8 protein-coding genes and 1 tRNA gene are annotated in these 15,305 nt (G+C 73.3%); 5 read left to right on the top strand and 4 right to left on the bottom strand.

The genetic code is table 11. From position 1 onward, the window contains the following. The first annotated feature begins 293 nt into the window (after positions 1-293). The 3 genes from MOV08_RS19790 to MOV08_RS19780 all read left to right on the top strand — a co-directional run bounded on the left by MOV08_RS19790 (position 294) and on the right by MOV08_RS19780 (position 3,684). Positions 294-956: a SigE family RNA polymerase sigma factor gene (locus MOV08_RS19790; RefSeq protein ID WP_420834189.1), complete on the top strand. Its 663-nt coding sequence runs from the start codon at positions 294-296 to the stop codon at positions 954-956. Then, positions 953-2,260: a hypothetical protein gene (locus MOV08_RS19785; RefSeq protein WP_275308348.1), complete on the top strand. Its 1,308-nt coding sequence runs from the start codon at positions 953-955 to the stop codon at positions 2,258-2,260. Before MOV08_RS19790 ends, MOV08_RS19785 begins: the two co-directional genes overlap by 4 nt. A 512-nt stretch (positions 2,261-2,772) precedes the next feature. Further along, complete coding sequence (locus tag MOV08_RS19780) at positions 2,773-3,684, top strand: SURF1 family protein (protein WP_275308347.1); 912 nt, start codon at positions 2,773-2,775, stop codon at positions 3,682-3,684. Between the two features lie 77 nt (positions 3,685-3,761). On the opposite strand, the gene MOV08_RS19775 is transcribed toward MOV08_RS19780, so the two are convergent. Further along, positions 3,762-5,618, bottom strand: a complete 1,857-nt coding sequence (locus MOV08_RS19775; RefSeq protein WP_275311833.1) for a S9 family peptidase — start codon at positions 5,616-5,618, stop codon at positions 3,762-3,764. 174 nt (positions 5,619-5,792) lie between these two features. Here MOV08_RS19775 and MOV08_RS19770 point away from each other — a divergent pair, with 174 nt between their 5' ends. Together MOV08_RS19770 and MOV08_RS19765 are read left to right on the top strand one after the other, a co-directional pair. Next, positions 5,793-6,626 carry a methyltransferase domain-containing protein gene (locus MOV08_RS19770; protein WP_275308346.1) on the top strand — a complete coding sequence of 278 codons (834 nt, stop codon included), beginning with the start codon at positions 5,793-5,795 and terminating at the stop codon, positions 6,624-6,626. Positions 6,627-6,739: 113 nt separating this feature from the next. Beyond that, positions 6,740-7,816, top strand: coding sequence for a hypothetical protein (locus MOV08_RS19765; RefSeq protein WP_275308345.1), 1,077 nt, complete (start codon positions 6,740-6,742; stop codon positions 7,814-7,816). Positions 7,817-7,869: 53 nt separating this feature from the next. Here MOV08_RS19765 and MOV08_RS19760 read toward each other — a convergent pair whose 3' ends face one another. From MOV08_RS19760 to MOV08_RS19750, 3 genes are all read right to left on the bottom strand, one after another. Beyond that, on the bottom strand, positions 7,870-9,948 hold the full coding sequence (locus MOV08_RS19760) for a M3 family metallopeptidase (protein WP_275308344.1): 2,079 nt from the start codon (positions 9,946-9,948) through the stop codon (positions 7,870-7,872). 383 nt (positions 9,949-10,331) lie between these two features. Continuing rightward, entirely contained in the window at positions 10,332-14,345 is a 4,014-nt protein-coding gene (locus tag MOV08_RS19755; RefSeq protein WP_275308343.1) for an nSTAND1 domain-containing NTPase, read from the bottom strand. A gap of 760 nt (positions 14,346-15,105) precedes the next feature. Next, positions 15,106-15,179, bottom strand: a tRNA-Pro gene (locus MOV08_RS19750). Between the last annotated feature and the right edge of the window lie 126 nt (positions 15,180-15,305).

The following is a 15,305-nucleotide window of genomic DNA, read 5'->3' as shown; positions in this document are numbered from 1 at the left end:
GCTGGTCCGAGCCACTTGATCTGGGCTGATGTTCTGTTCGATCATTCGCTTCCCGCGAGGCTGCAACCGCCGGCCGGTGGGTGGCGTCTTTCCGGGTCACCCCCTGGGGCGGTCCGCGGTCTTCGTGGGTCGCTTCCGGGGCCCTGGGGTGGCGGGGCGACTGTGCCAACACAGTCGCATCAGGGCAATTGGGGCATTTGGGAAGAGCTGGTGCGCATGAGGGCATTCGACGCATCGCCACAAGCGGTGCCTTGCGCGTACAACCCTTTTGGGGGGAAGCGTGTCCAACAAGCGTGGCAGAGGTACTCGGATTCACCATCGTCCCGGCGGGAGCGGCAGGCGCGGCAGTGCGCCCGCAGCACCCACGGGTATCCGGGGGCATGCCGGTGATCGCCCCCTGGTCCGCCGCGCGCCCCGCGCAGCTCTCGACGCAGCGTGGGGACACTGACGACGCGATGGCAGCCGGCACCACAGTCGACCACCTCACCGAGACCTATCGCGCGCACTACCGCTCGCTCCTAGGCCTGGCGGCGCTGCTTCTCGACGACACCGCCTCCTGCGAGGACGTCGTACAGGAAGCCTTCATCCGCGTGCACTCCGCCCGTGGCCGGGTGCGCGAGCCCGAGAAGACCCTGGCCTACCTGCGGCAGACGGTCGTCAACCTCTCGCGCTCCGCGCTGCGTCGGCGCATCCTCGGGCTGAAGCTGCTCTCCAAGCCCATGCCCGACATGGCGAGCGCCGAGGAGGGCGCGTACGACCTGCTGGAGCGGGACCAGCTCATCAAGGCCATGCGCGGGCTGCAACGGCGCCAGCGCGAGGTGCTGGTGCTCCGCTACTTCGCCGATATGACGGAGGCTCAGGTCGCCGAGACGCTGGGCATATCGCTCGGCTCGGTCAAGGCGTACGGCTCGCGGGGGATAGCGGCGCTCCGCGTTGCCATGGAGGCTCCGGCGTGAGTGCGGCAGGACCCGACCGGGAGAACACCGGGCACGACGGGTACGACGGGCGCGACTGGGAATGGCGCGAGGGCGACGCCAGGGACGGTAGGGACGGCCGGGACGCGCGGGACGGTCGGGGGGAGAAGGTCGGTCGGCGGGCCGGCGGCGGCCGATCCGATGTCGACGGTTTCGCTGGTGACGACTTCGCCGGCGGCCGTTTCGGCGGCGATGGCTTCGGCAGCAATGGCTTCGGCGGCGACGCTTTCGGGCGCGGCGGTGACGGCTTCGGCGGTGAGGACGAGTTGCGGCGGCTGCTGCAGTCCCGCGTCGTCGACCTGGAGCCCGCGCCGGACGCCCTGGAGCGGTTGCGGCAGGCGGTCCCGGCCCGTCGTCAGCGGCGGCGTCATGCCGTGGTGGGCGCGGCCGCCGCGCTGCTGCTCGGCGGTACGGCGATCCCGGCGATGGTCCACGTGGCGAGCCTCGGCGACGGCCCCGGCGACCGTCCGGCCAACGCCGCCAGCAGCCGGGACGCCGAGCACGACACCAGCGGCACGCGCGGCGAAGGCACCGAGAAGGCCAGCACCCGGCCGACCGGCGGGGGCGGTGGGAAGCCCAGCGCTGACCGGCCGGCGGACAAGGCGGGCAAGGACGCCGAGAAGCCCGGTGCGGGCCTGCCCGGCACCGGCGCCGGCACACCCGCACCCGACACGACGATGGACGTCACCTCACCGGTCTGCGGGCGCGATCAGCTCGGCAAGGGCACCGGAACGGTCCGCCCGGCCGACGCGTCGGGCCGGGTCTACGGCGCGTTCCGGGTGGTGAACACGTCCGATTCCGCTTGCTCCGTGGAGGGCGGCGGGACCGTGGACCTCACCCCGCAGGGCTCCACCAAGGCGGACAAGATCCACGTCGTCGACCACACCTCGGGTGACGACGCCACCGGGCTGCCGGACCCGGCGACCACCCCGGACCAACTGGTGCTGAAGCCGGGCCAGGCGTACGAGGTCAAGTTCGCCTGGATCCCGGCGGCCGGCGGCGGCACGACCGGATGCGTCAGCCCGGGACCGTCGCCGACGCCCGACCCGTCCAAGGCGCCGGGGGACTCGCCGGCCGCCGCGGCGACGGCGGGCGGCACCGGCAGCGGCACCGGCACCGGCGGCCAGGCCGGCGGCGGTGACGGCTCCGGTGACGGCGGGGCGGCGGCCGGCGGCGTGCTCCTGACCCATACGCCGGAGGCGGGTCCGCCCACCGCGGCCGACACCAAGATCCCCGACGCCTGTGCGGGCACGGTGTACCGCACGGCACCGCTGGCCGCACCGTAGGCCGGGCGGCGCCCTGCCCGAGGACGGGGCCCTGCGGCGCGCTCCCCGGAGAACGGGCGGTGCCGCGCCCGAAGACCTGATGACGCTTCGGCTGTCCGGAGAGCTGACGACGCTTTGGCCGCCCGGAGACCGGATGGCGCCTCGGCCGCATGGCAGACCTGACGAGGCTTCGGCTGCCCGGCAGACCTGGTGACGTCATGGCCGTGCGGCAGACCTGATGACGGCTCGTTCGCCAGGAGCACCTGAGGAAGCCTCGGCTGCCGGGGAGTAACGCCTGGGGGCGAAGGGGGCACCTGACGGGCCCGAGGCTTCACCTGGGGAACCCGAAGGGGCCCTTGTCCGTTCGGTATGGGCGCGGGGTGGTGCGGCATGGGCGGAGGGTGGTCGGTATGGACGAGGGACGGCTGTCGGGCACCGGGCCCGGAACGGCGACCGCCCAGGTCCCGGGGCCGGAACCGCGGCGGGGAGGGGGCGGTGCGGCCGTGCGGCGCGGGCCCCGTACCGTTGGTGGGGTGTACCGGTTCCTGCTGACCCCGCGGTGGTGGGGAATCAACGTCTTCGCCGTGCTGGCGATCCCCTTCTGCATCTTCATGGGCAGCTGGCAGCTGAGCCGCTTCGACGCCCGGGTCGCCTCACACCACCAGCAGGAGAACCGAACCGCCGACGCGAAGGCCGCGGCGCCGCGGCCGTTGCAGAGCCTGCTGCCGGTCGACCAGGTCACTTCCGGCCGCCAGGCCAGTGCCCGTGGCCGCTTCGACGCCACGCACCAACTACTGGTCCCGGACCGCACCCTCCAGGGCAAGAACGGCGACCAGCAGGGCTTCTACGTCCTGACCCTGCTGCGTACGGACGGGGGCAAGGCCCTCCCGGTCGTCCGCGGCTGGCTGCCCGGCGACGCGAACGCCACGGCCGACACGGCGAAGGTGCCCGCGCCGCCCATCGGCGAGGTCACCGTGGTCGGCGCGCTGCAGGCGTCCGAGAACGAGGGCACGGCCGGGGTCCGGGCGGGCGGCGGCCTGCCGAAGGGGCAGCTCGGCATGATCAGCGCGGCGTCGCTGGTCAACATCGTGCCGTACGGCGTCTACGACGCCTGGATCACACTCACCGACCCGCCCGCCCCGCTGCGCGCCGTCCCGCCGGCCGCCGTGGAGGGCACCGGCCTGGACATGAAGGCGTTCCAGAACCTCGGGTACACCGGCGAATGGTTCGTCTTCGCGGGCTTTGTCCTCTTCATGTGGTTCCGTCTGGTCCGTCGCGAGGCCGAGGCCGCCAAGGACGCCGCCCTGGGCATCCTCCCTGAGGGGCCTGAGGGGCCTGAGGGGCCTGAGGGGCCTGAGGGGGCCGTGGGGCCCGTGGGGGCGGCGGCCGAGGAGGGCGCGACCGGCGAGGGCGCGACCGGGACCGAAGTCAGGGCCGGCAGGTAGGGGGCTCCCCCGGGGGGCTTCCCCCTCCCCTCCCCTCCCCCCCCGCCCCACCCACCCCCACCTCCCCCACAGCGTCGCTACTCGACCCTCTCGCTCGACTCGACCTCCTCGCTCGACTCGGACTCCGGGGCCCCCGCCCCCGCCCCCGTCAGATGGCGGTGGGCGAAGTCCAGCTCCAGGCGGACCTGCTTGATGCGCTCCTCCACGACGAGGGAGCCGTGGCCGGCGTCGTAGCGGTAGACCTCGTGGGGGTGGCCGCGCTTCTCCAGGCGCTGGACGTAGTTCTCCACCTGCTGGATCGGGCAGCGCGGGTCGTTGACGCCGGCGGAGATGTAGACGGGGGCCCGCACCGCGTCGACGTACGTCAGCGGGGAGGACGCCTCGAAGCGCTCGGGGACCTCCTCCGGCGTCCCGCCCAGGAGGGTGCGGTCCATGGCCTTCAGGGCTTCCATCTCGTCGTGGTACGCCGTGACGTAGTCCGCCACCGGGACCGCGGCCAGCCCGAGTGCCCAGGCGTCCGGCTGGGTGCCCAGGCCCAGCAGGGTCAGATAGCCGCCCCACGAGCCGCCGGCGAGGACCAGCCGCTGCGGATCCGCGAGACCGGAGGCGATCGCCCACTCCCGCACCGCGGCGATGTCCTCCAGCTCGATCAGGCCGACGCGGTGCTTGAGTGCGTCCGTCCAGGCGCGGCCGTAGCCGGTCGAGCCCCGGTAGTTGACGCGGACGACCGCGAAGCCGTGATCGACCCAGGCCGCCGGCGACGAGGCGAAGGCGTCGCTGTCGTGCCAGGTCGGGCCGCCGTGGATTTCGAAGACGGTGGGGAAGGGCCCGGTGCCGGGCGGCTGCTGCACCAGGGCGTGGATGCGGCCGCCGGGGCCGTCCACCCAGGCGTCCGTCACCGGGACCGATCCGGGGGCCTTCATGCCGGGCGGGTCCAGGACGACCGTGCCGGCCGTTGAGCGCACCTCCGGCGGCTGGGCGGCGGACGACCACAGGAACTCCACCGTCCCGTCGGGGCGGGCGGTGGCGCCCGAGACGGTGCCCGCGGGGGTCTCGACCCGGGTGAGGGGAGCGCCCTGGGCGTCCGAGCCGGCCGGTGGCGTGGCCAGCTCGTAGCGCCAGAGTTCGCTGCGGGCCTGGTACTCGTGCTCCACCAGCAGCGCCGAGCCGTCCGGGTACCAGTCCGCGCCCACGTCGCCGGGCAGGTCGATCTCCAGCGCGGTCTCCCCGCCCGTCAGCGGATCCCAGATCATCGGCTCCCAGCGGCCCCGCCGCTGATGCCCCACCAGCAGTCGGCTGTCGCCGTCCACCGGCGCGAAACCCATCACCGACAGGCCCAGTTCCTCGGTGCCGCCGTTGGTGTCGTCCAACTCGGCGACCGTCGTGCCGTCCGGCCGCACGACGCGGATGGCGGAGTGCATCGCGTCGCCGTGCTCGGTGTGCTCGATGGCGATCAGCGATCCGTCGTGGGAGAGGTCGCCGACGCCGGCCGACTCGCGGTGCCGGTAGATCTCCACCGGCGGCCGGCCGGGCCGTGCGACGTGGACCGTCGAGCCGTCCTCGTCGGTGGAGCAGCCGACCACCACCGTGCCGTCCCGGCTGATGGCCAGCCCGCCCGGGTAGGAGGGGGCGAGCCCCGGTACGGCCGGTTCGTCCGGGCCGCCGGCGAAGGGCTGACGCATCCAGACGCCGAACTCGTCCCCGTCGGTGTCCGAGAACCACCAGACCCACTCGCCGTCCGGTGACAGCGTCCCGTCCGTGGTGCCGTGCGGGCGGTCCGTGGCCTGCCGCTGGGTGCCGGTCGCGCGGTCCCAGGTGTAGAGCTCGAAGGTGCCGGTGGCGTTCGAGACGAACAGGGAGCGGTCCGGGGCGTACTCGGCCCATTCCGGCAGCCCGATCCGCGGGGCGCGGAAGCGCTTCTCCCAGTCCGGCATGGTGGCGGTCGGGTCCGCCGTTTCCTTCGTGGCGTCGGCGGAACGGGGGAGGGCGGGGGACGGGTCGGCGGGGGTGCGGCCGGGGCCTGTGGTCTCGTCAGTCATGGGGCCATTCTGCGCCCGGCGGGGAAATTTCCGTTGGCGAGGGCGAAGGGCTGTGGATAACTTCGGGCTATGCGAGAACAGACCGGTCCCGACGGCTGGCGTGAGGCGAATCGCGCGAGGTGGGACGAGCGCGTCGCCCTCCACACCGCGAGCGATTATTACGACCAGGACGAATTCCGGCGGACCCGGGATGCGATCCGCGACTTCGAGGCGGCGGAGGTCGGCGACGTCACCGGCCGGAGCCTGCTCCATCTTCAGTGTCACTTCGGCCAGGACACGCTGTCGTGGGCGTACCGCGGCGCCGCCCGGGTCGTCGGACTCGACTTCTCCGAACCGGCGATCGAGACGGCCCGCGATCTGGCCGCCGAATTCGGTTACGGCCCGGAGCGTGCGGCCTTCGTCGCCGCCGACGTTTACGACGCCGCCGAAGCGGTGCCCGACGCCGCGTACGACATCGTCTACACCGGCATAGGGGCGGTGAACTGGCTCCCGGACCTGGTCGGTTGGGCCGAGACGGTCGCGTCGCTGGTGGCGCCCGGCGGTTTTCTCTATCTCGCCGAATTCCACCCGCTGGCCGATGTGTTGGACGACAGGACCGGTTCGCAGGTCGCCCACGACTATTTCCGCACCGAGGCGTGGGACGAGGAAGCCCCCGGCAGCTATACGGACTTCGAGGCGCGGACGGTCCACAACAGGAGCGTCGAATGGCAGCATTCACTGGGGGATGTGGTCAGTGCGGTGGTCGGGGCCGGGTTGCGCGTGGAGTTCCTGCACGAGCACGACATGACGCTTTTCCAGCGTTTCGGTGTGCTGCGGCGGGGCGAGGACGGTTACTACCGTTTCCCGGACGACCGGCCCCGGATCCCGCTCATGTATTCCCTGAAGGCGAGCAAGCCGGCTTGAGGAGGGGCGGGTCCGGCCGTCGGGCCCGCTGTGGGGGCGCCGTGTCCGGCCCGTTAATGTGGCGGACTGCCCGGCCGGTTCGGGCCGGTCATTGTCGACAACGGGGGTTTTCCGTGCGGGTACGCACACGGATGGCCGGTGCCGCGGGTGCGGGCGTGCTCATGCTGCTGGCCGTGGGGTGCGGGGGAGCGCCGAGCAGAACGCCGCAGGCGGAGGCGTCCGCCGGCGTGCTGCCCGCCGCGCCGCAGCAGATGGAGTCCGCGTCCCGCGCCGGCACCTGGACCGGTTCCGACCACAAGGCGCGTCCGCTGCGGCTCAAGCCCACCCGCCTGGCCCTCGGCCACCCCGCGGACCTCGCGCACATCCGGCTGGACGACAACCTCAAGGGGCTCGCCCCGTACTACCTCACCGTCTCCTACACCAATACCGGCAAGGAGCCGGTGAGCGGGCTGTATCCGGAGCGGAACTTCTCCGTCAACGGGGTGGACGGTCAGGCCGGCGAGCAGGTCTCGCTGTTCCGCACCAACCCGCTGGCCACCAGCAACGGTCTGCCGCCCGAGTGCCAGGAGTCCGGCAAGGACACGCTGGCGGCCGGCGAGACCACGTCGTTCTGCCAGATCTTCATGCTCCCCAAGGGGCTGAAGCCGGGGAACGTCTCCTACAAGGACGACGGCGGCGACACCCTGATCTGGCAGATCGGCGGTGCCCGGCAGGGCGCGCCCGGGGTGCTGCCCCCGCACCAGCCCACCGACGCGGTCACCACGGACAGCGACCGTCACACGGCGACCGTCCTGGCCACGCCCAAGAGCGTCCGCACCGGTTCCCTGGCCGATCTGAGCCGCTTCGACCTGAAAGCGGACCAGAAGAAGCTCGTCCCGTACTACGTGACGGTGGAGTACCGGAACACCGGTGCGTACGAGCTCTACCCGGGCCTCAACGAGAACCTGACGCTGACCGGCGTCAGCGGCCAGCAGGCGCGGAAGATGATCCTGTTGGACATCGGCGGCCCCGGTGTTCCCCAGTGCCCCGAAGCGGTCCCCCACAAGATGGTCAAGCCGGGCGCCACGGTGACCGAGTGCACCATCCACATGCTGCCGAAGGGCGACCCGCCGGCCTCGCTGACCTTCCAGGGCGACGGTGACGGCGCGCGCCCGGTCACCTGGCGGGCGGTGGCGGACGACGGGAAGTAGGAGCGGCGACGGGCGCCGGGGCCGGGCCGTGGGCCGCGCCGGCGCCCGGTCGGCTACTCCGCGGGCCCGGCCCCCCGCCGTGCCAGCAGCGGCCCGAAGTCCGGGTCGCGTCCCAGCACCGCGCGGAACGCCGCCATCGGGTCGATGCTGTTGCCCCGGCTGAGCAGTTCCCGGCGGAAGATCTCGCCGCTCTCGCGGACCGTCCGGCCGTTCTCGCGGAACCAGCGCACGGTGTCCGCGTCCAGTACTTCCGCCCAGCGGTACCCGTAGTACCCGGCCGCGTAGCCGCCGCCGAAGACATGGGCGAAGTAGCCGGTCCGGTAGCGGGGCGGGATCGCCGGGTGGGCCAGCCCGTGGCGTGCCAGCGCGGCCGCCTCGAACGCCTCGACGCCGTCCGCGGTGGGCAGTTCGTCGGCGGGCACCGTGTGCCAGGTCCAGTCCAGGACGGCCGCGGCCAGGTGTTCGACGCTGTCGAAACCCTCGCCGAATCGTTCCGCCTCCCGCAGCCTGGCCGGCAGTTCGGGTGGCATCGGCTCCCCGGTGCGGTGGTGCCGGGCATAACGGGCCAGGACCTCGGGCCACTCCGCCCACATCTCGTTCACCTGCGAGGGGAACTCGACGAAGTCGCGCGGCACTTCGGTGCCGGCCAGCAGCGGATAGCGGACGTCGGAGAACAGCCCGTGCAGCGCGTGCCCGAACTCGTGGAAGAGCGTGGTGACCTCGCTCCAGTTCAGGAGCACCGGTTCGCCCGCCGCCGGCTTGGCGATGTTCAGGTTGTTGACCACCACGGGCCGCTGCCCCACCAGGTGCGACTGCGTGACCAGTTCGTTCATCCAGGCGCCGCCGCGCTTGGATTCCCGGGCGTGGAAGTCGCCGACATACAGGCCGAGGGGGCTGCCGTCGGCGTTGTGCACCTCGAAGACCCGGGCGTCCGGGTGGTACGCGACCAGATCGGGGCGCTCGGCGAAGGTGATCCCGTACACCAGGGTCGCGGCGTGGAAGACGCCGTCCCGCAGGACGGCCTCCAGCTCCAGGTAGGGGCGCAGCGCCGCCGCGTCGAGGTCGAACCGCTGCCGGCGCACCCGCTCGGCGTAGAACTGCCAGTCGGCCGCGCCGACCTCCGCGACGCCGGCGGCGTCCGCCAGCGCCGCGCCCTCCCGCTCGGCGTGGACCAGGGCCGGGCCGATCAGCTTCCCGAACATCTCCGCCACGGCGTCGGTCGTCCCCGCGGTCTGGTCGGCGACCTGCCAGGACGCGTGGCTGGAGTGACCGAGGAGGGCGGCGCGCTCGGCCCGCAACCGGGCCACGGCGATCGCGACGGACCCGTTGGCGGCGCCGCCCCGCCCCATGGAGGCGGTCAGCAGCCGCTCCCGCAGGGCGGGGTCCTCCAGCGCGGCGAGCTGCGGCTGGTTGGTGAAGTTCAGCAGGCTCAGGGCGAAGCGGCCGTCGTGCCCCAGCGCCCGGGCGTTCTCGGCGGCCGTGGCGATCTCGTCGTCGGGCAGTCCGGCCAGTTCCTCGGCGCGGTCCACCACCAGCGCGGCCGCCGCGGTGTCGGTCCGCAGATTCCGCCGGAAGTCGGTGCACAGGGTGGCGATCTCGGCGTTCAACTCCCGCAGCCGGCGCTGCTGCTCGGGGCCCAGCCGCGCGCCGGCCCGCACCCGCGCCGCGTGGTGGCGCTCCAGCAGCCGCAACTGCTCACCGTCCAGCCCGAGTCCGGCACGCGCCTCGTACAGCGTCTCCAGGCGGGCGAACAGGGCGGGATCGAGCAGCACGGCGTCCTCGTGGGCGGCCAGCCGCGGCACGATCTCCGCCTCCAGCTCCTGCGTGGCCTCGTCGGTGTCCGCGTTGGCCTTGTTGAAGAACACCGCGGACACCCGCCGCAGCACCGCGCCGCTGCGCTCCAGCGCCGCCACGGTGTTCTCGAACGTCGGCGGCTCGGAGTCGGCCCCGACGGCGGCCACCTCGGCCAGCTGCTGGGCGATGCCCCGTTCGAAGGCGGGCCGGAAGTGCTCGTGCCGGATACGGGCGAAGGGCGGTAGCCCGTAGGGAAGTTCACTGGCCGAGAAGAACGGGTTCGACGTCGCGGGCCGCCGGTCCGGGTCCGGAGCCGTCGCGGACCCCGTACCCGTCACCGGCCCCGAAGCCGTCGCTGCACTCGGACGCGTCTCGGAACTCTTCGCAGAAGTCACGGGGACCGACCCTACGCGGGCCACCGGCCGGCGGTCCGGTGCTTTGTCAGGACCATGCGCGGCCTTCGCACGCGGCCGACGCGGCCTTCTTCGTGCCCGCGCGGGAGAACGAAACGCCCGATCGCTGGCGACGGGGGATGCACCAGCGATCGGGCTGTGCCCCAGCCTAGCAAGGCTGTCCCCGCGGCGGGAGTCAACTGCCGAATTCAAGTGCGGAGTTGTGACCGGTTTCACCCGGCGTCACCACCTGAGGGGCCCCGGCGCCGGCCGGCGGTGCCCCGCCTGGCACTTCGCGCGGGCGCCGATCGCCGGGCCGCTCGCCCTCGTCACTCGCTGCACGGCGGCGCGTAGGAGAGCTGGGGCAGATACTCATGCCACTTCTCCGGCGTCAGCACGCCCCGCGTGGTCGAACAGATACGACGAACGGCGGTGTCGGTGTCCAGGCTCCACAGCCGGACGGTACCGGCGCCGCTCGCCACGCCGAGCATGCGGCTCTGGGGGCTGAACGCCAGGAAGTTGCCCGCCTTGGCGCGCGGGCTCGTCGACTGCCCGATGGCGCTGGCCCGGGACGGGTCCGCGACGTTCCAGAACCGGACCGTGTTGTCGCTGCCGCCGCTGGCCAGCGTCCGGCCGCTCTCGTTGAACGACAGCGACACCACCGCCTCGGTGTGGCCCGTGAGGGGGGAGCCCAAACGGGTCACCCGGCCGGGGTCAGCGAGGTTCCACAGCCGGACGGTGTCGTCGTCGCTGCCGCTGGCCAGCGTGCGGCCGTCCGGGCTGAAGGCGAGCACCCCGACCGGGCCCAGGTGCCCCGTCAGGGGCTTGCCGATCGGCGTGGCGTGCCGCGGGTCGGCGGTGTTCCACAGCCGCATGGTGGCGTCCGCGCTGCCGCTGACGAGCGTGCGGCCGTCGGGGGCGAAGGCGAGGGCGTTGACGTAGCCCTGGTGGCCGGTGAGCGGTGTGCCGAGCGGGACGACACGGGCGGGGTCGGTGACATTCCACAGCTGGATGGTGCGGTCGTCCATGGCGGTCGCCAGCGTGCGGCCGTCCGGGCTGAACGCCATGGCCTGGGGGCCCGCGTAGCGCGTCCGCAGCATGACGGGCGGACCGTAGGAGACCGGCCGGGTCGGGTCGGTGACGTTCCACAGGTACACCTTCCGGTGCGCCGTGTGCATGGCGAGGACGCGGCCGTCGGGGGAGAACTTCAGGGCGCGGTCGGCGCCGTCCCGTGGCATGAAGGGCGCGCTGAGCGGCACCGGGCGGTCGGGGTTCGCCACGTTCCACAGCCGGACCCGGCCGTCCCGGGCGGACGTGGCGAGCACCCGCCCGTCCGGACGGAACGCGCCGAACCGGCCGACCATGTCCGTCGTCGGGATCGACCACAGCCGCGCCTTGCCGTCGCCGCTCCCCGTCGCGAGGGTGCGCCCGTCGGGGCTGAAGCCGACGGCGTACATCTCGCCGCTGCCGCCGGCGAGGGACTCGCCGACCTGCGAGGGGTACTCCGGGTCGCTGACGTTCCACAGCGTCGCCGTGCTGTCCGCGCTGCCCGCGGCGAGCATGTTGCCGTCGGGGCTGAACGCCACGGACCACAGGGGCCCGGTGTGGCCGGTGAGCGGCTCGCCGATCGGCTTCGCCTGCCGCGGGTCGGCCACGTCCCACAGCCGGAGGGTGTTGTCCGCGCTGCCGCTGGCGAGGGTGTGGCCGTCGGGGCTGAACGCCACCGAGTGCACGGTGGCCGAGTGGCCGGTCAGCACCGTGCCGATCGGCTCCGGGTGTTGTCGATCGGCCATGTCCCACATCCGGATCGTGGCGTCGTCGCCGCCGGCCGCCAGCGTCCGTCCGTCGGGGCTGAACGCGACCGAGCGCACCGCGGCCGAGTGGCCGGTCAGGGCCCCCAGCGGCCTCGGCCGGCCCGGGTCGGCGACGTCCCACAGGCGCACGGTGTGGTCCTCGGTGGCGGACGCCAGCGTCTTCCCGTCCGGGCTGAAGGCGAGCAGGTAGATCGTGCCGTCGTGGCCGGTCGACGGGGTGCCCAGCACGCGCGGGTGGGCGGGGTCCCGCACGTCCCACAGCCGGAACGTGCCGTCGTCCGACGCGCTGGCCAGGGTGTGCCCGTCCGGGCTGAAGACGGCGGTGCTCACCCAGCTCGTGTGGCCGGTGAGGGGCCCGCCCAGGGGACGGGGGCGCGCCCGGTCCGACACGTCCCACAGCCGGACGGTCCGGTCGTAGCTGGCGGTGGCCAGGATCCGCCCGTTCGGGCTGAACGAGGTGAGGTAGACGGCGCCGGTGTGGCCCAGCAGGGGCGTGGCCAGCGGGGCGTTCACGATCGAGATGAGCCGGTTGGTCGTGCCCTCGTCGCCGGGCCGCAGACGGTGCGCCACCAGGTCGAGCTGGGCCGACAGGGACGGATCGGCGTACTGGGCGCGGTCGGCCTCGGCGAGCACCTGCTGGAAGACGGTGTCGTCCCGCTGCTGCCACGCCACCACCGCGGAACCGACGGCCAGCATCGCCATGACCACCAGCGCCGCCACCGCGCCGCGGCTGAGCCAGACGATGCGCTTGCGCAGCCGGACCGAGGCGGCCAGGAACTCCACCGCGCTGCGGGTCAGCGAGGTGTCGCCGGCGGACTGCGCCCAGGTACGGGCCTGCTCCAGACGGGAACCCCGGTACAGCAGCGACGGGTCGCGGTCCGAGCCCTCCCAGGCCCGACCGTCCTCCTCCAGGCGCTGGCGCAGCAGATTGCCGTTGCGGTCCTGGTCGATCCACTCGCGCAGCCGCGGCCAGGCGTGCAGCAGCGCCTCGTGGGTGATCTCCACGGCGTCCGCGTCGAGCGTCACCAGACGGGCGTGGACCAGCGCCTCCAGCGACTCCTCCGTCTTGCCGGGGTCCGTCGACTCCTCCGACAGCTGGCGCCGGGTCCCGCGCCGGCGGGTGGCCTGGGTGTCCTCGCCCAGCCGCACCAGCCGCAGGAGCAGCAGCCGCGCGGCGGTGCGCCCCGTCGGGTCGAGGCCGCTCCAGGCCCGCTCGGCGGTCGCCGCCACCGCGCCCTGGATCCCGCCCGCCGCGCGGTAGCCGGCCAGCGTCAGCCGTCCCGCCTTCCGGCGCTGCCAGGTGGCGAGCAGGGCGTGCGAGAGCAGCGGCAGCACCCCCGCGTCGTGCGCCCCGCCGGGGCCGTCGGCGCTGACCTCCCGGACGATCAGCTCGGCCAGGCCCGGTTCGATCTCCAGCCCCACCGCCTTGGCCGGGCCGGACACGGCCTCGCGCAGCTCCGTCGTGGTCAGCGGCCCGAGCACCATGTGCCGGTGCTGCAGCGCGTCGGCCAGTTCGGTGTGGCCCAGGCACTGTTCGTAGAAGTCGGCGCGTATGCCGATGATGACGAGGACGGGTGCCGGGGCGTCCGAGGACTCGGGGGAGGGCGTGCACGCCGCGTGCAGGAGCTGGATGAAGGTGCGTCTGGCCGTCTCGTCGGAGCAGAGGGTGAACGCCTCCTCGAACTGGTCCACGATCACGACCGGACGGGCGGCGGCGGAGGTCCCCTCGCGGCGGGCCCACGCCGCGACGGCCTCTTGTACCGCGCGCGCGAACCGCGGGGTACCGGGCCGGCGCTCGGCCGATCCGTCCTCGGAGGCGAGGACGGCGGCGAGCTCGGGGATCTTGCCGGTCAGCTCCCCGAGCGGATCGCCGCCCGGTACGAGCTGCAGCACGACCCGCTCCCGGCCGTCCCCGTCGCCCGGCGCGCCGCTGCGCAGCGCGGGCACCAGGCCGGCGCTCAACAAGGAGGACTTCCCCGCCCCCGAGGCGCCCACGAGCATGATCAGGCCGCCGGTGTCCTCCGCCGCGCAGAGCTGGGCGACGAGCGCCTCGGTGCTCCGCTCCCGGCCGAAGAACCACCGGGCGTCCTGCCGGCGATACGGGGCGAGCCCCCGGTACGGGCACACACCGGTGACGGTCGGGGCGTCGGCGGCGGGCCGCTCCTCCGCCTGCGCGGCGGGCGCGGCGCGGTCGCCGACCGGGCCCGCGACCGCGCGCTCCCAGAGGCGCTGCCACTGCGCCAGGTCGTACAGACCGGCGGACACCGGGGTCGACCGCAGGCGCCGGGCCTGGGGGATGAGGATGTGCAGCACCGCCGCGAGGGCGGCGAACTGCGCCGGCACGTTCTTGGCCCGCCGCCAGTCGCTGATCCGCTGGACGGAGACCCGCACGGGCCGTCCTCGCTCGTCGACCCGCTGGAGTCGGACAACCCCCTCGGCCACCTTCTTGAGGGGCGGGTTGCCGGCCTCCTTGTACAGCAACGCGAGGCGTTCGGCGAAGGCTGTGCGTGCCCCTGAGTCGGAACTCAAGGTTCCACCCCTTACTTCCCCCGCACCTGGACATCCGGACCGGAAAACCAACCTTAACTGGCTGACCTGCGGTTAAGCCCTCGGCTCGATACCGGAACCTCCTCGGGGGAAGCCACAGCTGGCAGGATCACGACGCAACGGCACACCAACCGGTACTACCCGGACGCGGGACGGGTCACCGGATCCGCGGACGAGCAATCGCATCCCTCCGCACTCTCCCGGCCACCGGCCGCCGGAGCCGCGGGCCGGTGGTGACGGGCCCGGCGCACGAGCGCCGGTCGTCCGTGAAGCCGAGGTCCTCGCCGGACCACCGCGTCGACCACGGGTCCGGCTGTTCCCGGATCCGCGCCGGTACGGGGGGCGCGGATCGACGCCGCCCGCGCCATGCGGCACCGGTCCCCACGAGGGGAGGGACCGGCGCCGAATGGCGCGGGCGGCCGGACGCACGCAGACGGAGCGCGCAGAGCGGACGTGCCGCGCCGGCCCGTTCAGCATGCGGTGCCGGCCCACTCATCGTGGAAGTCGTGGAAGTCGTGGCAGAACCCTCGAACGAAACCGGCTTTAGGGGCAATTGCCCCACTGCTGGCGATGAGGGAGGGCAGTGACCCGCCTAGCCGGACCCTGCCGTCCAGCGGTCATCCGCCCGCGCGGCGCCCTCGGCGCCAACTCCTGCGCGGACAACAGCGCCACGATGCACCACACATGCGGCAAGGGCCTGATCCTCAGTGAGGATCAGGCCCTTGACCTGGTGTTCCTTCAGTCGGGGTGGCGGGATTTGAACCCACGACCTCTTCGTCCCGAACGAAGCGCGCTGCCAAGCTGCGCTACACCCCGAAGCAACGAGCTCTACTTTAGCGGACTGATCCCCGTAGGTGAAATCCGGTTTCGGTCGGTGGTGGATACCCGGCTGACCTGCGGTTTTGTCGGGGCGGGTCGGAGGGGGCGAGGGGCGGGGGAGGA

It is taken from the genome of Streptomyces yunnanensis, assembly GCF_029011865.1.
In the GTDB taxonomy this organism is placed as follows: domain Bacteria; phylum Actinomycetota; class Actinomycetes; order Streptomycetales; family Streptomycetaceae; genus Streptomyces; species Streptomyces yunnanensis.
The sequence above is the reverse complement of the archived record's forward strand: the minus strand, read 5'-3'. Positions and strand labels throughout refer to the sequence as shown.

Excerpts from the sequence above, each read along its gene's own strand:
- MOV08_RS19770 (WP_275308346.1), top strand. The coding sequence starts at position 5,793 with ATGCGAGAACAGACCGGTCCCGACGGCTGGCGTGAGGCGAATCGCGCG.
- MOV08_RS19775 (WP_275311833.1), bottom strand. The coding sequence starts at position 5,618 with ATGCCGGACTGGGAGAAGCGCTTCCGCGCCCCGCGGATCGGGCTGCCG.